Here is a 20,121-nt window from a genome sequence, read left to right on the forward strand (position 1 = left end):
GCCGACCTCACGCCGGCCCCCGCCCGGCTCAGAAGGTGTAGCCGAAGTGCTCCAGGTCGCGGGCGAAGACCTCCGCGACCTTGTCGCGCGTGCGGTCGGTGTAGGCGTCGCGGTAGTCGGTGGGGGCGCCCTGGTTGGCGTGCGGCACCTGCGCGGGCCAGGGCGCGCCGAGGTGGTCCACGACGGTGCGCAGGTCGTCACCGAAGCTCTCCTGGCGACCAATGAAGTCGGCGGTGCGGGTCGGCGTGCGTAGGTAGTCGATCTGCGGGGTGCGCAGCTGGCGGGTGGCGTCGAGGCCCTCGAGCACGAACGAGTCGAACGTCGGGTAGCGCTCCTGCACCCGGCGCCAGAGCCGGTTGGCGGCGAGCCGGTCGATGGCCTTCTGGCTGCCCTCGGCGACGTACTGCTCGTTGCGCTTGATCATCGCGTGCCACGACACCAGCCGTGCCCACGGGTTGCGCACGAAGCCGAAGGTCCAGTAGTCGGCGAGCTCGGGGTGCACCTGCAGCGCCTGGCCCAGCGTGGAGTGCCTACCCTGCGGGAGGCCCTTGAGGTAGGCGACGTCGGGGACGACCGCCTCGAGGACCCGGTCGATGCTGGTGCCGCCGGTCTTCTGCACGTGGACGAAGAGCACGCGCGACTCGTGCGAGACCAGCATGGGCGGCAAGGTACCAGCGCGGCCCGGCCCGGGCGCAGACGCCACGAGGGCCCGACCACCTCGCGGTGGTCGGGCCCTCGGGCGATCCGGCGCGGACGCCGGTCAGGTGCTGCTGCGGGTCAGGAAGCCCCGCCGGTGAGCTTCTCGCGCAGGGCCTGCAGGGCCTCGTCGGAGGCGAGCGAACCGCCCTCGGCCTCGGTCTCCTCCTCGGTGGAGCCACCGCTGGAGTACGAGGTGGCCTCGCCGGCCTCGACCTCGGCCACCTTGGCCTCGGCCTGCTGCTTGACGTGGGCCTCCCAGCGGGCGTGCGCCTTGGCGTACTGCTCCTCCCAGACCGCGCGCTGGTCGTCGAAGCCCTCGAGCCACTCGCCCGTCTCGGGGTCGAAGCCGTCGGGGTAGACGTAGTTGCCCTGCTCGTCGTACGTCGCGGTCATGCCGTAGAGCGTCGGGTCGAACTCCTCGACGTCGGCGGCGGCGGCGGTCTCGTTGGCCTGCTTCAGCGACAGCGAGATGCGGCGACGCTCGAGGTCGATGTCGATGATCTTGACCATGACGTCGTCGTTGACCTGGACGACCTGCTCGGGGATCTCGACGTGGCGCTCGGCGAGCTCGGAGATGTGCACCAGGCCCTCGATGCCCTCCTCGACACGGACGAACGAACCGAAGGGCACCAGCTTGGTGACCTTGCCCGGCACGATCTGGCCGATCTGGTGGGTGCGGGCGAAGTGCTGCCACGGGTCCTCCTGCGTCGCCTTCAGCGACAGGGAGACACGCTCGCGGTCCATGTCCACGTCGAGCACCTCGACGGTGACCTCGTCGCCCACGGCGACGACCTCGGAGGGGTGGTCGATGTGCTTCCACGACAGCTCGGAGACGTGCACGAGGCCGTCCACGCCGCCGAGGTCCACGAACGCACCGAAGTTGACGATCGAGGAGACGACGCCCTTGCGGATCTGGCCCTTCTGCAGCTGGGTCAGGAAGCCGTGGCGCACCTCGGACTGGGTCTGCTCGAGCCACGCACGACGCGACAGCACGACGTTGTTGCGGTTCTTGTCGAGCTCGATGATCTTCGCCTCGAGCGTCTGGCCCACGTAGGGCTGCAGGTCGCGGACGCGACGCATCTCCACCAGCGAGGCCGGCAGGAAGCCGCGCAGGCCGATGTCGAGGATGAGGCCGCCCTTGACGACCTCGATGACGGTGCCCTCGACGACGCCGTCCTCCTCCTTGACCTGCTCGATCGTGCCCCAGGCGCGCTCGTACTGCGCGCGCTTCTTGGACAGGATCAGACGACCTTCCTTGTCCTCCTTCTGGAGGACCAGGGCCTCGACCTCGTCACCGACCGAGACGACCTCGGAGGGGTCGACGTCGTGCTTGATCGACAGCTCGCGCGAGGGGATGACGCCCTCGGTCTTGTAACCGATGTCCAGCAGGACCTCGTCGCGGTCGACCTTCACGATGGTGCCGGCGACGATGTCGCCGTCGTTGAAGTACTTGATCGTCGCGTCGATGGCGGCGAGGAAGTCCTCTTCCGACCCGATGTCGTTGATCGCGACCTGGGGCGCGTCGTAGTCGGGAAGAATGGAGATGGTGCTCGTCATAAGGGAAGTAGTTCCTTGGATGGGCAGAAGTCGTACGGACACGCGCAGGAGGCGGGTTTCGCTATCAGGTGGTCCGGTGCCCGGCACGCACGACCAGTGGGACGGTCGCCGGCGGGCGCGATAGCGAGCCTGGGTCCACTCCGTCCGGGACGCAGGCAGACCTCGAGCGCTGACTCAGCCTACGCCCGCGCGCGAGGCCGCGTCCAACCCGCGCCGGGACGGGCCCGGGACCGTCCAGGGCCACCCGGCTCCGGACGACTCCGGACGACTCGTCCGACCGCGACCCACCCGCCCGAGGCCGGCTGCAGGGGCAGCGACCTGTCGGCGGCCGCCCTCAGCACGTGAAGACGAAGAGGCCGGAGCCACTCTCACCGTCGCCACCGGGCAACGTCCCACCCACGTTCAGCAACCCACCGGACCGCCCGTCCCAGCTGACGCTGTACGACCCCGTCGACACCGGCCGGAACCCGTCGTCTGTCCGGTAGCTGCCCACGCTCGGCGCGAACGGCCCCCACCTGCCGGCGACGTGCACCGTCCCCCACCCGGTCGCCAGGAAGCTGCTCTCCGTCACCACCGCCCGGCACCCACCGGACCCGGCCGGCTCCACGACCACGTACGACGGCCCGCCGAACCCGCCCGCGGCCGCCGTCAGCGGGACCAGCACCCACGCGCTCGCCGTGACCGAACGGTGCACCCACCGCCACCGGGTCGCCGGGGACGGCCTCGACACCCGCCACGCGCTCAGGCCCAGCCGGAGGGCCGTCCACCCGAGCAGCAGGGCGAGGGCGACCCCCCAGAACGGCACGACCCTCGAACCGACCACGACCAGGACACCGGTCCACGACAGCAGCACCCCGACCAGCGCCAGGGCGGTCAGCGCGTGCGCCACGGCCCACGACCTGCGAGCCCACGCCGAGGTCAGGACGACGGCGTCGGGGTCAGGGGTGCTCACCCACCGGACGCTACTCACGGGCCGCCGACGCACCTGGGTGCCACCGCGTCCTGCTGGGGCCGGCCCTACGGGACCGCGTGCAGGTCACGCGTCCGCGCGATGGCACGCAGGTGCTCGTGCGCCCGGTCCGCGACCGGGTTCTGCCCGCGCCGGGTGGCCAGCTCGAGCAGCGCCGGCAGGTCGGCGGCACGGGCGAGCGCGAGCACGTCCGGGGGCGCGAGGCCGAGGCGCCCGGCGTACGCCGCCAGCGCGGCGTCGTGGAAGGCCGGCTGCCGGTCGAAGCGCAGCAGGTTGCCCAGGTCGGCGCACGGCAGGCCGGCGTGGGCGTGCTCCCAGTCCACGAGCCCGGCGAGCCACCGCCCGCGGCCGGGACGGGGGTCGAGCAGCAGGTTCTTCGGGTTCACGTCGCCGTGGACCAGGCAGGTCGTCGCCAGCCCGTCGAGCAGCTCCTGGGCGCTTGCCGCGACCTCCTGCAGGCCGCGCAGCTCCTCGGCGGTGAGGTGGAGGGCGGAGGCGAGCAGCTCCACCAGCGCGGGCAGCCCGTCGACGTCCCAGGGTGGCTCGTGGTGCCCGATGCGCAGCTCGGCGTCGACGAACGGGCCCCGGCGCAGCAGCCGCACGCCGGCGAGCTCGGCCAGGGCGTGGCCCAGCTCCTCGCCCAGCGAGGCGAGGTCGGCGTCGTCGAGGTCGGGCACCACCAGGTCGCCGCGCACCCCGGGCAGGAACGAGGTGACCAACAGCGCCGGCAGGCCGCGGGCGGGGTCGCCGTGGCGCACCTCGAGCACCTCCGCCACCGGCAGCAGCCCCCGGGCCAGGCGCAGCACGGCGGCGTCCACCGCCGGGGCGTCGGGCCCGCGACCGCCGGTGTAGACGCGCACCACCGAGCGCTCGCCGGCCACCTCGGCCAGGAACGTCTCCCCCGACCAGCCCCCGGCCAGCGGGGTCAGCCCGGCGACGTCGTCGTGCGCACCGCTCATGGGCCAGATGCTGCCACGGCCCGCGTCCCGGGCGCCGTACGGTGAACCCCGTGAGCCCCGCCCTGCCCAGCCCCGCCACCCCCGGCCGACCCGCACCGGCGCTGCGCTGGCCCGCCGGGCTCCCCCGTCGCCTGCCGCGCGACCTGCCCGGGGCGCTCGCCGCGGCCGCCGACGCCGCGATGCTGCCGGTGCGGGTGGGCGTGGCCGCCACCCAGACCACGCTGCAGCTGGGGCGCCTGGCCGCCCCCGACGGCCCGCTGCGCCGTCCCGGCGGGTACGCCGACCTGGTGCTGCGGGTGATCGGCGAGAACGGCCTGGCCCAGCAGCTCACCGACGTGCTCACCGACGAGGACGGCCCGATGCGGCTGGCCCGCACCGTCAACGACCTCACCTCGCCCGACCGCCCGGTGGGCCGGCTGCTGCAGCGCGGCGGGCTGCTCGACCGGCTGCTGGACGACGACGGGCCCCTGGCCCGGCTCAGCGCAAGCGACGGCGGCCTCGAGCGGCTGCTGGCCCCCGACGGGCCCGTCGACCGGCTGCTGGCGCCGGACGGCCCGCTCGAGCGGCTGCTCGCCGAGGGCGGGGCGCTCGACCAGCTCATCGCCCACGAGGGGCTGCTCGACCGGCTGCTCGCCGACGGCGGCGCCCTCGACCGGCTGACCGCGCCCGAGGGCGTCCTCGACGCGGTGCTGCGCCCCGGCGGCCTCGCCGACCGCATGCTCACCGAGGACGGCTTCCTGGAGAAGCTGGTCGCCGACGGCGGCACCCTCGACCAGCTGGTCACGCTCGGCGACACCCTGGAGGGGATCCAGCCGCGACTCGTGGAGCTGGCCCAGGTGGTGCCGTCACTGGCGGAGTCGGCCGACGCCCTCGGGCGTGCGGTCGGCCCGCTCGGCGACCTCGTCGGCCGGCTGCCCGGCCGCCGCAAGCCCGTCGCGCTGCCGTGACCCGTCCCCCGGAGGCACCAGACTCCCGCTCGCACCCGCCGATGCCGCCGGTGCGGGTGGAGCGCCGCGTCGTCGACGAGGCGGAGTCGCGCCGGGCCAACGGCCCCGACTGGGACCGCTACGCCGACGACTACCAGGCCACCCACGGGGAGTTCCTGGGCGACGCCGGCTTCGTGTGGGGGCCCGAGGGCCTCACCGAGGCGGAGGCCGGCGTGCTCGGCCCCGTCGCCGGGCGCGACGTGCTGGAGGTCGGCTCGGGCGCCGGTCAGTGCAGCCGCTGGGTGCGCGCGGCCGGCGGACGCTCCTACGGCGTCGACCTGTCGTTCCGCCAGCTGCAGCACTCCCGCCGCATCGACGAGGTCACCGGCCCGGCCGTGCCGTCGGTGCAGGCCACCGCCACCGACCTGCCCTTCGCCGACGCCTCCTTCGACGTCGTCTTCTCCTCCTTCGGCGCGCTGCAGTTCGTCAGCGACCTCGACCGCGCCGTGGCGGAGACCGCCCGCGTGCTGCGTCCCGGCGGGCGCTTCGCCTTCTCGATCACCCACCCGACGCGCTGGATGTTCCCCGACGACCCCGGCGAGGCCGGGCTGGTGGCGTCCCAGTCGTACTGGGACCGCACGCCGTACGTCGAGGTCGACGAGGCGACCGGCCGCGTGTCGTACGTCGAGCACCACCGCACCCTCGGCGACTGGGTGGCGGTGCTCGCCGGGCACCGGTTCGCGATCACCCGGCTGGTGGAGCCGGAGTGGCCCGACCACCACGACCGGGTGTGGGGCGGCTGGTCGGCCACCCGCGGCCGGTTCACCCCCGGCACGGCGATCCTGGCCTGCGACCTGCGCGACTGAGCCCCGCCGGGCCGCGCACCCGAGGTGCGCGACGGGCCCGGACCGTGTCGGTCCGGGCCCGTCGTGGGCGTGCTGGTGGCCCTCAGGTCACAGGAACCTGCGGCGGAGGAAGAACAGCCCGCCTCCGGCCCCGAGCAGCGTCAGCGCCGCGGCACCACGCACCAAGTTGCGGTTGCCCTCGCCGTTCTCGCCCTGGATGACGTAGCTGTAGGCGGTGAGCCCCTCGGCCCCTTCCGGAGCGCCGTAGGCCATGTCCTCGGTCTGGGCCCGCTCGGCACCGGCGACCAGGGTGGCGTACATGAGGCCGTACTCCTGTGCGGTGCCCTCACCGGCGGCGATCAGCTTCTTCGTGCCCTCGTCGGACAAGCGCTGGGCACCATCCACCAGGGCCGGCGCGCCGTTGGCGGCTTCAATGAGACCGCCCGCGAGCAGGGTAGAACCCTCCGCAGCGCTGGTGAGCCCTGCGGCGAGGTCGGCGGCACCGCCGCCTAAGAGGTCGGATCCATCAGCAGCGTCCGTCGCACCCTCGGCGAGGAGGCCCGAACCCTCGGCAGCCTTCGCCGCCCCGGCAGATAGCTCATCCGAACCGCCGGCGAGGAGCCTCGCCCCGTCGAGAAGGGCACCCGTGCCAGCGGCCAGGTCGCCAGTACCCGCGGCGAGAGTGCCCGTGCCCTCTGCGAGGTCGCCCGCACCGGTGACCAGTCGACCCGCACCGGCATCGAGGTCGGTCGCACCGGAGTCCAGCTGTGAAAGCCCGCTAGTCAGCTCGCTGCTCCCTTGCACCGCGGATTCTGCACCAGCGGACAGAGCAACGACACCCGCGGCGGCCGCAGCGATGCCCGTCTGCAGCTTGACCAGACCGGCTTGAACCGCAAGCAGTCCGTCCCGCGCCTTGGTGGCTCCCGTCGTCAACGTCTGAGCACCAGTCTTCGCCTCACCCAGTCTGGCCGCCAGCTGATTTGCACCAGGAATGAGCTGGGTGTTGAGGGCACCGATCGCACCGGACACACCTGCACTGACCTGCTGCAAGCCGCCGATCGCCCCGTTCAGCGATGCCTTGGTGCTGGCATCCACACTGCCGAGGGTCCCAACAAGCTGCCCCACTGCGGCTTGGCAGTTCGGACCACAGTCACCAGAGGTTGCCACAGCGGCAACTGCACCTTGGATCCTCTCCGCGGAAGCGTTGCTCGCAACGGCTGCCTGCAAGCCACCGATGACCTGGGAGAGCCCAGCCTGCGACGGTGCGAGCGCGGTGTCCCGCACGGAGGTCAGCCCACCGCTGATCGTGGCGGCTCCCGTCTGAGCCTCGCCGAGGCCGGCAGCAAGCTTGGCCAGCCCGCCCACGAGCGATGCTGGGTTGTCCGCGTTTCCCAAGCCCAGGATCAATTCATCGACCCCGGCCTTGAGTGCCGCTGCACCAGCCTCGGCAGCCGGGAGACCCTCCACTGAGCCAAGGGTGTCGAGACCATCGCTGATCTGGCTGAGACCGCCAGTCAGTTGCTGGCCACCGGCGAGTGCAGCCCCAGTGCCGGCGCGCAGGCGCTCCGTGCCGTCCTTGAGCTCACCCGTGCCGCTGGCCAGGCGACCTGCACCGGCGTCGAGCTTCCCAGCACCCTCGTCAAGCGCGGAAGCACCGGCGTCGAGGTCACCCGCTCCGCCGGCTAGCTTGCCGCTTCCGTCGGCCAACTGCTCGGCGCCCTCATTGAGGTCGCCGAGGCCGTCGGCGAGTTCACCCGCGCCCGCGTCGAGGCGACCCAGCCCAGCCTGGAGCTCCGCTGCACCGTCTGCAAGCTCCTGCGACCCCGGCGCTGCTTCGTCGACGAGACCGTCAGAGAGCTCGGACGCGCCGTCCCGCAGCTTGACCAGACCGGCGAGCAGGTCGCCGGCGCCGTCGCGCAGCTTCAGCAGGTTGGAGTCGATCTCCACGGCGCCGTTCGTCAGCTCCACGCCGGTTTCAGCGCCGCCCTTGTAGCTGCCGGCCGCGCTGGCGAAGCTGGGGCTCTCCAGGGGATTCACCGGGAGCGCTGACATGTCGGCGCGTGGCACGACGCCGTCGACGATGTCCGCGGTGTACCCGAAGGTTGCGGTGTCCGACCCGATCGGCGGGATGAGCGTCATCGTGAACGACATCTTCGTGCCGCCCTTGCCGTCGCCGGCCATGTTGGCCTGGCCGGAGGTGACGTTGTCGAAGCTCGGCGGGGCCACCGTCGTCAGTGACCCGACCATCGGCACCGGGACGTCGACCGTCTCCGTGATGGTGCCGCCCCTGCCGTCGTCGTAGGTCAGCTCCGTGGGCACGGCGCTGATGTTCTTGACGGTGTAGGACACCGACAGCTGACCGGACTCACCCACGATGTCGTCCGGGTCGATGGACTCGCCGTCCAGCTCGTACGAAACCGCCAGTGACAGCGGCAGGTCGCCGTCGAAGTCACTGACGGTCCGAAGCTCCTCGGTGCCGTCGACATCGACCGAGGTGACCTGGTTGCCGTCCTCGACGTCGAACCCGCCGAACCCCTCAAGGTTGCGCAGACCGTCGGTGGAGACCGGGTTGGACACGTCGACGGTGCCGTCGCCGGTCAACATGACCTGCTCGTAGACCCGCTGGGTCTCCACCGCACCGTCGGCGGAGGTGTAGACCTGCACGGTCTCGGTGTTGGTCACGTCCACGTCACCGTCCGCGGAGTCGGAGGCCGCTGCGGCCGATCCGACGCCCCAGGAAGCAACAACAGCGGTTGCCGTCACGACGGCAGCGACGTGGAGAGGCCGGCGCACGGAGCGGCGGGCGGCGTGGGTGGACGAACGGCTCATCGGGTCTGCTCCAGCGTGCGGTGGGAGGCCGGGTCTCCGGCCATGGGAAGGACGGGGTCGTTGAGCCGGCGCAGTGCATCGCCGTCATCTCGTTGCTGGGACGGCCCGGCGTGGCTGATGGCCCGTCCAGCGCCGAGTGCGGCCACCAGCACGAACCCGAGGGCGAAGGTGAGAGCCACCGCGGTGACGGTGTCGGTCGACGACGAGACCACTTCGCTCGGCGCTGCGGCAAACACAGACTCGTACGCACCGGCGAGGCCGGCTGCGCCGAGGAGGGTCGACCACAGGGCGATACGCCCCACGCTGGCGGCCGCGGCGGCCGTGCACCATGCGATCACCAGTGCCACCGATACGGCGACGCCGATGGTCGTGTCGGGCAACGCCGCGGCACGTACCAGGTAACCCACCCAGGCGATCAGCAGGCCTGCGACGAACCCGCCGAGGCGCCACGCCGGTGTGCTGCCGGGCGCTAGGCCGACGACTGCGCCGAGTGCGATGCCGAAGAGCGCGACAGACTCGACATCCAGGTCGAGCGCTCCGCTGATGATCACGGTCAGCGCTGCTGCGGCGGCGAGCAGCAGACCGGTCAGAAATGTTGTGCGCATGCGAAAGCGCCCCTCCCTGTGAAGTCCAGGCCACATGACAGGACCTGGGGGCTCACTCCCTCCCAGAAGCGAACTCACGGGTAACCTTAGGCCAAGACGTGGTGTCCGTCTCATTCCGCGCGCGTTTGCAGGCGATGAGATGAGGGGACAGCTGAGGGCGTCACCTAGTCTCGGGCCGTGACTGCCACGACGGATCGCCGCGAATCGCCGCCGGATCGCCGCGGGGTCCCCGCGGTCCTCCGCAGCAGCGCGGGCATCGCGATCGCGATGGCGGTCATGAACGTCGCGACGTACGCGTTCCAGATGATCTCCGCGCGTCTGCTCGGGCCCACGCAGTACGGAGCCGTCGCCTCACTCATGGCGTTGCTCATGGTGGTCGCGGTACTGCAGCTGGGTCTCCAGGCCACCGCCGCACGCCGGGTGTCTGCCGATGTGTCCCATGTCGAGCAGATCGAGAGGGTCGTCCTCGGTGTGAGCTGGCGGGCGGCGTGGGGCCTGGGTGCGGTGATGCTGGCCCTGTCACCTGTTGTCACGCAGGTGCTCCAGCTCGATTCGATCTGGCCCGCTGTGCTGCTGGCGGTCTCTGCCGTGCCACTGACCGTGATGGGCGGTCAAGCAGGCATCCTGCAAGGCGAACGACGGTGGCTCCCCCTCTCGCTGATCTACCTGGGGGTCGGTGTCCCGCGGGTGGTCCTCGGCACGGTGTGCCTCGTCGTGGCGCCTTCCGAGACCAGCGCGATGGTCGGCGTGATGCTCGGGCTGTTCGTACCTGCCCTCGTCGGATGGTGGGTCCTACGACCCGCACGTGAGGGTGGCGCCGACCCAGCCTCGAGTCGGCACCACGAGACCGGCCCCGTACTCAAGGAGGCGACCCTCGCCTCGGCCGCACTCCTGGCGTTCTTCGCGCTCACGAACGCCGACATCGTGGTCGCCCGCAACGTCCTCGACTCCCATGACGCCGGTCTCTACGCCGCCGGCCTCATCGTGGTGAAGGCGGTGCTTTTCCTTCCGCAGTTCGTCGTCGTGGTGGCGTTCCCGGCAATGTCCACACCGGAGGAGCGGCGTCGGACGCTGGGCCGCAGCCTCGGACTGACCGCTGCGCTGGGTGTGCTCTGCACCGGCGGCGCGTGGCTTCTCGATGACCTGGCAATCGTGTTCGTGGGCGGCGGTGAGTACGCGGACGTCGAGGGCTCCCTCTGGGTCTTCGCCGTTCTCGGCACCTTGCTCGCCATGCTCCAGCTGCTGGTGTATTCGGTCCTGGCGCGGCAAGGCAAGCGATCGGCGGCTGTCGTCTGGCTGGCTGTCGCGGTGCTCGTGGCCTGCGCATCGGTCACGAGCTCCCTCGCCGGGCTCCTCACGACGGTCGTCGCTGTCGACAGCGGTCTGTTTGCCCTGCTGCTCGGGCTGAGCCTGTGGCGAATGAGGCGGCCCCCGGTCGAGACCCCGGTCGGGACCCCGGTCGGGCGCAGCGAGCCCGCGGCGTAGGACACCCGCGCGGTCCGAGCGGCCCAGCGGCGCCGGGCGTGGCCCCAGCGGGGCCCGGGTCAGTGCGCGGCGTCGTGCCAGCTGTGGCCGGTGCCGACGGAGACGTCGAGCGGCACCGCGAGGTCGGCGGCGCTGCCCATCTCGGCGCGCACCAGCGCCTCGAGGGCCTCGGCCTCCCCGGTCGCGACCTCGAACACCAGCTCGTCGTGCACCTGCAGCAGCATCCGCGAGCGCAGGCCCTGCGCGGCCAGGCCACGCTCGACGCGCAGCATCGCCACCTTGATCAGGTCGGCGGCGGAGCCCTGGATGGGGGCGTTCAGCGCCATCCGCTCCGCCATCTCGCGGCGCTGGCGGTTGTCGCTGGTGAGGTCGGGCAGGTAGCGGCGCCGGCCCATGATCGTCTCGGTGAACCCCGAACGGCGGGCCTCGTCGACGATGCCGCCGAGGTACTCGCGGATGCCGCCGAAGGTCTCGAAGTACTCCTCCATCAGCCCCCGCGCCTCGCCCGGCTCGATGCCGAGCTGCTGCGACAGGCCGAACGCCGACAGCCCGTAGGCCAGGCCGTAGTTCATCGCCTTGATCTTGGCGCGCTGCTCGCTGGTGACCTCGTCGGCGGGGGTGTCGAAGACCCGCGCCGCGGTGATGGAGTGGAAGTCGCGCCCGGAGCGGAAGGCCTCGATGAGCAGGTCGTCCTCGGAGAGGTGGGCCATGATCCGCATCTCGATCTGGCTGTAGTCGGCGGTCATCAGCGACTCGAAGCCGCCGCCGCCGACCACGAAGCCCTCGCGGATGCGGCGGCCCTCCTCGGTGCGGACCGGGATGTTCTGCAGGTTGGGGTCGGTGCTGGAGAGGCGGCCGGTCGCGGCGATGGTCTGGTTGAACGTCGTGTGGATGCGCCCGTCGGGGGCCACGGTCTTCAGCAGGCCCTCGATGGTCTGGCGCAGCCGGATCACGTCGCGGTGGCGCAGCAGGTGGAGCAGGAACGGGTGCTCGGTCTTCACGTAGAGCGCCTGCAACGCGTCGGCGTCGGTGGTCCAGCCGGTCTTGGTGCGCTTGGTCTTGGGCATGTCGAGCTCGTCGAAGAGCACGACCTGCAGCTGCTTGGGCGAGCCGAGGTTGATCTCCTTGCCGATGACGGCGAAGGCCTCCTCGGCGGCCTGCTTCACCTCGGTGCCGAAGTGGGCCTCGAGCGACTCGAGGTGGTCGGTGTCGACGGCGATGCCCACCTGCTCCATGCGGGAGAGCAGCGCCACCAGCGGCAGCTCGACGTCGGCCATCAGCTCGCGGCCGCCGTGCTCCTCCACGGCGGTGTCGAGGGCCTCGGCGAGGTCGAGGACGGCCCGGGCGCGCAGCATCGCGACGTCGGCCACCGCGTCGTCCTCGTCGAAGAGCAGGCCCTGCTCGCCCTCGGTCTCCTCGCGCAGCTCACGGCGCAGGTAGCGCAGGGTGAGGTCGGCGAGGTCGTAGGAGCGCTGGTCGGGGCGCACGAGGTAGGCCGCGATCGCGGTGTCGCTCTGCAGTCCGTGCAGCGGCCAGCCCTGCGCGGCCAGCGCGAGCATCGGGCCCTTGGCGTCGTGGAGCACCTTGGGCCGCTCCGGGTCGGCCAACCACGCCGCGAGCGCTGCGTCGTCGTCGGGGGTGAGGGTGGCGACCTCGAGGTAGGCGGTGGCGTCGTCGGCCCCGGCCAGCGCCAGCCCGTCGACGCGCCCGGAGCCGGCGCCCCAGGCGCCGCGCACGTGCACCCCGACGACGCCGGTGCCGCGCTCGGCGAGCCACGGGGCGACCTCGTCGGCGCCGAGGGTGGTGCCCTCCACCTCGAAGCCCGGGCCCTCCAGCTCCTCCTCCGACGACAGCGTCTCGAACAGCCGGTCGCGCAGCACGCGGAACTCCAGGCCGTCGAAGAGGGTGTGCACCTCCTGGCGGTCCCAGGGGCGCACGGCGAGCTCGTCGGGGTGCAGCTCGAGCTCGAGGTCGCGCACCAGCGCGTTGAGCTGACGGTTGCGGATGACGTCGCCGAGGTGGGCGCGCAGGTTGTCACCGGCCTTGCCCTTGACCTCGTCGGCGTGGGTGATCACGTTGTCGAGGCCGTCGTAGGTGGTGATCCACTTCGCCGCGGTCTTCGGGCCGACGCCGGGGATGCCGGGCAGGTTGTCGGAGTCCTCCCCCACCAGCGCGGCCAGCTCGGGGTAGCGGTGCGGCGGCACGCCGTACTTGGCCTCCACGGCCTCCGGGGTCATCCGCGCGAGGTCGGAGACGCCGCGCATGGGGTAGAGCACGGTGGAGGACTCGGTGACCAGCTGGAGGGAGTCGCGGTCGCCGGTGAGCACCAGGACGTCCATGTCGGCGGCCAGCGCCTGGGTGACCAGGGTCGCGATGATGTCGTCGGCCTCGTAGCCCTCCTTCTTCAGGTAGGGCACGTGGAGGGCGTCGAGCACCTCCTCGATCAGCGGCAGCTGGCTGCTGAACTCCCCCGGCGTCTTGTTGCGACCCGCCTTGTACTCGGCGTACTGCTCGAGGCGGAAGGTCTGGCGCGAGACGTCGAAGGCCACCGCGAGGTGGGTGGGCTGCTCGTCGCGCAGCACGTTGATCAGCATCGAGGTGAAGCCGTAGACGGCGTTGGTGTGCTGGCCCGTGGAGGTCGAGAAGTTGTCGACCGGCAGGGCGAAGAACGCGCGGTAGGCCAGCGAGTGGCCGTCGAGCAGCAGCAGTCGCGGACGGGCGGGCGCGGCGGTCGTGGAGCTCTTCACGGGCACCCGGCGACTCTAGCCGTCACGACGGACAGCCCCTCCCTCGCGGCGCGTAGGTTGACGCCCATGAGCGAGCAGACACCGGCACGGTCGGTCGAGGACCTGATGGCGAGCATGCCCCACGGGATGGGCCGGCTGAACGAGAAGATGGGCATCGAGGTGCTCGAGGCCAGCGTGGAGCGGGTCGTGGCCACCATGCCGGTGGAGGGCAACACCCAGCCCTACGGCCTGCTGCACGGCGGCGCGTCGGTGGTGCTGGCCGAGAGCCTGGGCTCGGTGGGCTCCGCGCTGCACGCCGAGCCGCTGGGCAAGGTCGCCGTGGGCGTCGACATCAACGCCACCCACCACCGCTCGGCCACCGGCGGCACGGTCACCGGCACGGCGACTCCGGTGCACCTGGGCCGCTCGTCGGCCTGCTGGGAGGTCGTGGTCACCGACGAGCGCGGCAAGCGGGTCTGCACCTCGCGGATCACCTGCGCGCTGGTGCCGAAGGAGACGCTCGGCATGTGACCGCCGGGCCGGCGGGTCAGCCGGTCTGGGCCTCGGCGCGCCGGCGCGAGCGCCGCGCGGCGAGCACCTGGCCGCGCTGGTGGCGCGAGGCGCCACGGGTGGCGCCGGGTCGCTGCGCCTCGATCTTGCCGCGCACGACGGCGGTGGCGGCCAGGCGCAGCGTGGCCTGCGGGCCGAGGGCCAGGCGGGCCATGAAGCGGTTGGCGTCGCGGGAGCCCGCCGACGCCGCGGTCATCACGTGACCCACGCCGAGCTCCTCGGCGAACGCGACGGCCGACTCCATCAGGGTGCGCCCGACGCCGTGGCGCCGGAAGCACGGCAGCACGTGCGGGGAGCAGGCCTGCACGACCGGCTCGAGGTTGAGGGGGCTGACCGTGGTCAGCCGCAGGAAGACCGCACCGGCGGGCTCCCCGTCGTACTCCGCGACGAGCAGGCGCTGGTCGGGCGACTCCAGGGCGGTCTTGATGACCACCTCGACGTCGGCCATCTGGTCCTGGGTGTCGGCGTGGCGCAGCGAGTCGGTCCAGATGCCGGCCAGGAACAGCGCGTCGCCGACCTCGGCGGGCCGCAGGGACACCAGCGAGCGGAACATCGTCTCGGGCCTCCCCCGACCCCGATCGGGGTCCTCGTCTCGTCCCGCCGGGTCCGGCAGGAGCGTCGCACCGGGGCGAGACTACGCTCCCCCACGTCGCAGCCCCAGCCAGGCATCGGGAGGAGTGGGCGTGGTCCCCGGAACCGGCACCCTGGTCAACGTCGTGGCGGTCCTGCTCGGCGCCGGCGCCGGCGTGCTGCTCGGCAACCGCCTCCCGGTGCGCACCCGCGAGCTGGTCACCGACGCCCTCGGGCTGGTCACCCTGCTCATCGCCGCCACCTCGGCCGCGCAGGTGCTCTCCCCGCGCCTGGCGGCGGTCGTCGGCGACAGCGCGCCCATGCTGATCGTGCTCGGCGCGATGCTGCTCGGCGGCATCGCGGGCTCGCTGCTGCGCCTCGAGCAGCGGGTGGAGGGCCTCGGCGGCCGGCTGCAGCGCCGCCTCGGCGGCACGCCCGGGGACACCACCTCCACCGGTACGGCGGAGCGCCACCGGTTCGTGGAGGGCTTCGTCGTGGCGTCGCTGGTGTTCTGCACCGGGCCGCTCACCATCCTGGGTGCGCTCAACGACGGCCTGGGCAACGGCGCCGAGCAGCTCTACCTGAAGTCGGTGCTCGACCTGTTCGCCGCGATGGCGTTCGCGGCGTCGTTCGGGTGGGGCGTGGCCGCCTCCGTGCTGACCGTGGTGGTCGTGCAGGGCGGGCTGACGCTGGTGGGCCTCGGCCTGGGCGACGTCCTGCCCGACGCCCACCTCGACGCCGTCACCGCCACCGGCGGCCTGCTGCTGGTGGGGGTGGCGCTGCGCCTGCTGCGCATCCGGGAGGTGGCCGTGGCCGACCTGCTGCCGGCGCTGCTGGTCGCTCCCCTGCTGGTCACGCTGGTCGCCGCCGCGCGCTGAACGGGCCGTGCCGGACCCTGTGCTCCCTCCGGCGCGGGGCGCCGGGCGCAACGCGACTGTGCTCGTGTCGTTACCTCAAGTGCTGTTCGCCGGGGCCCCGACCCAATAAGGTTCACGGGCGCCGACGCCCCGGGAGATCCGGAGGTGGCGCACCACACCCGGCGTGACGCGCGGCCATCCCGCGCGGCGAGCACAGCCCGAGGCCGACAGGAGCCACATGCACACCGGTCACACCAAGGCGACAGGGAGATCGCTGCTGCGAGCCCTCGTCCTGCTGATGGTCACCCTCACCGTCTCCCTCGGCCTCGCGGCCGGGCCCGCCCAGGCGGGCGGCACCGGCGAGACCACCGAGAAGACGGTCACCGGACGCCTCGTCAACTCCGCCGCCGACGGCGCACCGGTCGAGGGCGTGGTGGTCACCGTGACACCGCCCGGCGCCGAGCCCGTCACCGGCGAGACCGACGCCGAGGGCGTCTTCACCATCACCTTCGAGTCCGCCCCCGGCCCGGTGACCGTCGAGCTCGACGAGTCGACGCTGCCCGAGGGCGTGACGATGCGTCCGGGCGCCTCGACCACGAACACCCTGGAGAGCGGGCTCAGCACGCTCAACACGACGTTCCTCATCGGCCCCGACAACCGCGAGGTCGAGACGGCCTGGGACCGCGTGCCCGGCCTGATCTACAGCGGGCTGCTCTTCGGCCTCATCCTCGCGATGGCCGCCCTGGGCCTGTCGATGGTGTTCGGCACCACCGGCCTGACCAACTTCGCCCACGGCGAGCTGGTGACGTTCGGCGCGATGACGGCCTACTTCCTCAACGTCGCCGGCGTGCCATTCCTGCTCGCGGTGCCGCTGACGGTGGTGGTCGCGATGGGCTTCGGCTGGCTGCAGGACAGCGTGCTGTGGCGCCCGCTGCGCCGGCGCGGCATCGGCCTGATCGCGGCGATGATCGTGACCATCGGCCTGCAGTTCTTCCTGCGCAACATCTACGCCTACCTCACCGGCTCGCGGCAGGAGAACTACGACGAGTACCTGACGCCCGACGGCAAGGACGCGTTCGGCCTGTTCACCTACACCACCCGCGACATCATCATCGCCATCACCTGCGTCGTGGTGCTGACGGTGGTCATCCTGGGCCTCTCCTACACCCGCCTCGGCCGCGCCACCCGCGCCGTCGCCGACAACCCCGCGCTCGCGGCGTCCACCGGCATCAACGTCGACCGGGTCATCTCGCTGGTCTGGATCGTCGGCACCGCGCTCGCGGCGCTGTCGGGGGTGTTCCTGGGCTTCCAGCTCGGCGTGACCTACCAGATCGGCCAGCTCGTGCTGCTGCTGCTCTTCGCGGCCTGCTGCGTGGGTGGCCTCGGCTCGGTGTGGGGCGCCCTGGTCGGCAGCCTCATCATCGGCGTGCTGATCGACCTCTCCACCGTCGTCATCCCGTCCGACCTCAAGAACGCCGGAGCCCTGCTCCTGCTGATCGTCATCCTGCTCGTCCGTCCCCAAGGCCTGCTGGGCCGCCGGGAACGGATCGGCTGAGGCGGAAGGAAGACCATGGACCTCATCACCACCCCGCTCCACGACGCGTTCACCCCGATCGCGATCTCCTACGTGCTCGCAGCCATGGGGCTCAACATCCACTTCGGCTACACCGGCCTGCTGAACTTCGGCCAGGCCGCCTTCGCCGCCGCCGGCGCCTACGCGATGGCCGTCGGGATCGCCTCGTTCGACCTGCCGCTCGGCGTGGCGCTGCTGCTCGGCATCCTCGCCGCGGTCGCGCTCGCGCTGATCATGGGCATCCCGACGCTGCGCCTGCGCGCCGACTACCTCGCCATCGTGACGATCGCCGCCGCGGAGATCCTGCGGCTGATCTTCACCACGTCGTTCAAGGACTACTTCAACGCCCGCGACGGCGTCAGCGGCTTCACCGGCAGCTTCCGCGACCTCAACCCCTACCCCGCCCTCGACGACGGCTTCCTCTCCTTCGGTCGCAACGACCTGTGGGTCATGACGGTGGGCTGGATCGTCGTCGTGCTGGTCTGCCTCTTCGTGTTCGTCCTGATGCGCAGCCCCTGGGGCCGCGTGCTCAAGAGCATCCGAGAGGACGAGGACGCCGTGCGCTCGCTCGGCAAGAACGTCTACTCCTACAAGATGCAGGCGCTCATCCTCGGTGGCGTCATCGGCGCCCTCGGCGGCTTCGTCGGGGCGCTCGGCCCGGCCTCGGTGCAGCCCGACACCTTCAGCACCGACTTCACGTTCATCGCCTTCACCATGCTCATCCTCGGTGGCGCCGCCCGCGTGCTGTCGCCGGTCATCGGTGCCGTGATCTTCTGGGCGCTGCTGTCGTTCCTCGGGGTGGCCCTGGAGATGCTGACCAACAACGGGCTCATCCCCGAGGCACTGATGGACAACACCCAGATCGGCAACGTCCGCTTCGCCGCCGTCGGCCTGGCGCTGATGCTGCTGATGATCTACCGCCCGCAGGGAATCTTCGGGGACAAGAAGGAGATCGCGATCGATGCCCGCTGACACCACACCCGCCCCGACGGGGCGCGACGCCGCGGCGGCCGCCCTGGCCGGCCTGGCCCGCGAGCCCGGCGTCCCCAAGCCCGACCCCGTGGTCACCGTCGACAACATCACCCGCCAGTTCGGTGGCCTGAAGGCCGTCGACGTCGACCACCTCGAGATCCAGCGCGGCGTCATCACCGCGCTCATCGGGCCCAACGGCGCCGGCAAGACGACCTTCTTCAACCTGCTGACCGGCTTCGACCAGCCCGACACCGGGGAGCGCTACTTCAACGGCAAGTCGCTCAAGCGGGTCTCGGCCTCCAAGGTCGCCCGGATGGGCATGGTCCGCACCTTCCAGCTCACCAAGGTGCTCTCCAAGCTGACCGTGCTGGAGAACATGCGCCTCGGGGCCACCGGCCAGCGCGGTGAGCGCTTCTGGGCCGGGCCGTTCGCGTTCCTGTGGCGCGCCCAGGAGGACGCCAACACCGTGCGGGCGCGCGAGCTGCTGGCCCGCTTCAAGCTCGACGCCAAGGAGTCCGACTTCGCGGGCTCCCTCTCGGGCGGGCAGCGCAAGCTCCTCGAGATGGCGCGCGCACTGATGGTGGAGCCCGAGCTGGTGATGCTCGACGAGCCGATGGCCGGGGTCAACCCCGCCCTGAAGCAGTCGCTGCTGGGCCACGTGAAGTCGCTGCGCGAGGAGGGCATGAGCGTGCTCTTCGTCGAGCACGACATGGACATGGTGCGCGACATCTCCGACTGGGTCGTCGTGATGGCCCAGGGCAAGGTGATCGCGGAGGGCCCGCCCGACTCGATCATGGCCGACCAGCGCGTGATCGACGCCTACCTCGGCGCCCACCACGACACCGACATCCGCGAGCTCGACCCCGACCTCCTCGCGGCCGAGGCCGAGGCCGAGATCCTGCCCGGCAAGGAGACCCGATGAGCACCGACCCCACCCCCGGCTCCCCCGGAGACCGCACCGGGGCGAGCGAGCCCTCGGGCGCCACGGCCGTCTCGTCGGCGTCGGCGGTCGAGCGTGCCGCCGAGGAGCGGGCCGCCGCGGCCCGCACCGCCCACCTCGCGGCCGCCGACGGCGCCGTCCTGCGCGCCGACAACCTGATCGCGGGCTACCTGCCCGGGGTCAACATCCTCAACGGCGCCGACCTGTACTGCCAGCCCGGCGAGCTCGTCGGCATCATCGGTCCCAACGGCGCCGGCAAGTCGACGCTGCTCAAGGCGCTCTTCGGCCTGGTGAAGGTGCACACCGGCACCGTCCTGCTCCGCGGCGAGGAGGTCACCAACCAGCGCGCCGACAGCCTGGTCAGCAAGGGCATCGGGTTCGTGCCGCAGAGCGACAACGTCTTCCCGAGCCTGACCATCGCCGAGAACCTGCAGATGGGCTGCTACCAGGCCCCGTCGAAGTACACCGAGCGCTTCGACTTCGTGACCTCCATCTTCCCCGCGCTCGGGACGCGTCGCGCCCAGCGGGCCGGCTCGCTCTCGGGCGGTGAGCGGCAGATGGTCGCCATGGGCCGCGCGCTGATGATGGAGCCGTCGGTGCTGCTGCTCGACGAGCCCTCGGCGGGCCTCTCCCCCGTCATGCAGGACGAGGTGTTCATGCAGACCCGGGCGATCAACCGCGCCGGCGTCTCCGTGGTCATGGTCGAGCAGAACGCCGCGCGCTGCCTGCAGATCTGCGACCGCGGCTACGTGCTCGACCACGGCCGCAACGCCTACACCGCCACCGGCCGCGAGCTCGCCACCGACCCCAAGGTCATCGAGCTCTACCTCGGCACCCTGGCCAAGAAGGCCTGAGCCGCAGCTCACCGCCGTACGCCGCGCCCGTCCCCTGCTGGGGGCGGGCGCGTGTGCGTTGCGGGTTTCACCGGACATCCGGTGAAACCCTTGGTTGTCGGCCGAAGCCTCGGTCGACAACCAAGGGTTTGCCCCGACAACCCTGCTGCGGACCGGTGACGCCGCGCGCCCGCTGAGCGCGGTT

At 71.8% G+C, this 20,121-nt stretch carries 17 protein-coding genes; 9 read left to right on the plus strand and 8 right to left on the minus strand.

The annotated features are described in order from the left end of the window. Positions 1-28: 28 nt before the first annotated feature. The 4 genes from AC4OR8_RS11065 to AC4OR8_RS11080 all read right to left on the minus strand — a co-directional run bounded on the left by AC4OR8_RS11065 (position 29) and on the right by AC4OR8_RS11080 (position 4,185). Positions 29-658 carry a sulfotransferase family 2 domain-containing protein gene (locus AC4OR8_RS11065; RefSeq protein WP_492165609.1) on the minus strand — a complete coding sequence of 210 codons (630 nt, stop codon included), beginning with the start codon at positions 656-658 and terminating at the stop codon, positions 29-31. Between the two features lie 119 nt (positions 659-777). After that, entirely contained in the window at positions 778-2,256 is a 1,479-nt protein-coding gene (gene rpsA, locus AC4OR8_RS11070) for a 30S ribosomal protein S1 (protein ID WP_492165610.1), read from the minus strand. Between the two features lie 334 nt (positions 2,257-2,590). After that, a complete protein-coding gene (locus AC4OR8_RS11075; protein ID WP_492165611.1) occupies positions 2,591-3,208 on the minus strand; it encodes a hypothetical protein in 618 nt (205 codons plus the stop codon). Positions 3,209-3,273: 65 nt separating this feature from the next. Next, the gene (locus AC4OR8_RS11080; protein WP_492165612.1) at positions 3,274-4,185 is read right to left on the minus strand and encodes a phosphotransferase family protein; all 912 of its coding nucleotides are present in this window, start codon (positions 4,183-4,185) and stop codon (positions 3,274-3,276) included. A 50-nt stretch (positions 4,186-4,235) separates the two neighbouring features. Between AC4OR8_RS11080 and AC4OR8_RS11085 the strand changes: the two genes are divergently transcribed. Both AC4OR8_RS11085 and AC4OR8_RS11090 read left to right on the plus strand, forming a co-directional pair. Continuing rightward, a complete protein-coding gene (locus AC4OR8_RS11085; protein WP_492165613.1) occupies positions 4,236-5,132 on the plus strand; it encodes a hypothetical protein in 897 nt (298 codons plus the stop codon). 41 nt (positions 5,133-5,173) lie between these two features. After that, positions 5,174-5,977 (plus strand): class I SAM-dependent methyltransferase, encoded by an 804-nt coding sequence (locus AC4OR8_RS11090; protein ID WP_492165614.1) that lies wholly within the window; start codon positions 5,174-5,176, stop codon positions 5,975-5,977. Between the two features lie 87 nt (positions 5,978-6,064). On the opposite strand, the gene AC4OR8_RS11095 is transcribed toward AC4OR8_RS11090, so the two are convergent. Then, a complete protein-coding gene (locus tag AC4OR8_RS11095; RefSeq protein WP_492165615.1) occupies positions 6,065-8,785 on the minus strand; it encodes a hypothetical protein in 2,721 nt (906 codons plus the stop codon). Next, positions 8,782-9,390 carry a hypothetical protein gene (locus tag AC4OR8_RS11100; RefSeq protein WP_492165616.1) on the minus strand — a complete coding sequence of 203 codons (609 nt, stop codon included), beginning with the start codon at positions 9,388-9,390 and terminating at the stop codon, positions 8,782-8,784. Before AC4OR8_RS11100 ends, AC4OR8_RS11095 begins: the two co-directional genes overlap by 4 nt. Before the next feature lie 177 nt (positions 9,391-9,567). Between AC4OR8_RS11100 and AC4OR8_RS11105 the strand changes: the two genes are divergently transcribed. Further along, entirely contained in the window at positions 9,568-10,875 is a 1,308-nt protein-coding gene (locus AC4OR8_RS11105; protein WP_492165617.1) for a lipopolysaccharide biosynthesis protein, read from the plus strand. 59 nt (positions 10,876-10,934) lie between these two features. Here the strand turns inward: AC4OR8_RS11105 and polA are convergent, their stop codons facing one another. Continuing rightward, the gene (gene polA, locus AC4OR8_RS11110; protein WP_492165618.1) at positions 10,935-13,628 is read right to left on the minus strand and encodes a DNA polymerase I; all 2,694 of its coding nucleotides are present in this window, start codon (positions 13,626-13,628) and stop codon (positions 10,935-10,937) included. Between the two features lie 60 nt (positions 13,629-13,688). On the opposite strand from polA, the gene AC4OR8_RS11115 reads away from it, so the two are divergent. Beyond that, complete coding sequence (locus AC4OR8_RS11115) at positions 13,689-14,132, plus strand: hotdog fold thioesterase (protein WP_492165619.1); 444 nt, start codon at positions 13,689-13,691, stop codon at positions 14,130-14,132. 16 nt (positions 14,133-14,148) lie between these two features. Here AC4OR8_RS11115 and AC4OR8_RS11120 read toward each other — a convergent pair whose 3' ends face one another. Continuing rightward, on the minus strand, positions 14,149-14,724 hold the full coding sequence (locus AC4OR8_RS11120; protein ID WP_492165620.1) for a GNAT family N-acetyltransferase: 576 nt from the start codon (positions 14,722-14,724) through the stop codon (positions 14,149-14,151). Positions 14,725-14,854: 130 nt separating this feature from the next. On the opposite strand from AC4OR8_RS11120, the gene AC4OR8_RS11125 reads away from it, so the two are divergent. The 5 genes from AC4OR8_RS11125 to AC4OR8_RS11145 all read left to right on the plus strand — a co-directional run bounded on the left by AC4OR8_RS11125 (position 14,855) and on the right by AC4OR8_RS11145 (position 19,937). Further along, positions 14,855-15,619, plus strand: coding sequence for a DUF554 domain-containing protein (locus AC4OR8_RS11125; RefSeq protein ID WP_492165621.1), 765 nt, complete (start codon positions 14,855-14,857; stop codon positions 15,617-15,619). A 217-nt stretch (positions 15,620-15,836) separates the two neighbouring features. Next, complete coding sequence (locus AC4OR8_RS11130) at positions 15,837-17,153, plus strand: branched-chain amino acid ABC transporter permease (protein ID WP_492165622.1); 1,317 nt, start codon at positions 15,837-15,839, stop codon at positions 17,151-17,153. A 15-nt stretch (positions 17,154-17,168) separates the two neighbouring features. Beyond that, entirely contained in the window at positions 17,169-18,143 is a 975-nt protein-coding gene (locus AC4OR8_RS11135; RefSeq protein ID WP_492165623.1) for a branched-chain amino acid ABC transporter permease, read from the plus strand. Then, complete coding sequence (locus AC4OR8_RS11140; protein ID WP_492165624.1) at positions 18,133-19,065, plus strand: ABC transporter ATP-binding protein; 933 nt, start codon at positions 18,133-18,135, stop codon at positions 19,063-19,065. The genes AC4OR8_RS11135 and AC4OR8_RS11140 overlap by 11 nt, the downstream gene beginning before the upstream one ends. Then, entirely contained in the window at positions 19,062-19,937 is an 876-nt protein-coding gene (locus AC4OR8_RS11145) for an ABC transporter ATP-binding protein (RefSeq protein WP_492165625.1), read from the plus strand. Before AC4OR8_RS11140 ends, AC4OR8_RS11145 begins: the two co-directional genes overlap by 4 nt. Positions 19,938-20,121: the final 184 nt, after the last annotated feature.

Source organism: Nocardioides sp. FY1077, assembly GCF_058681775.1.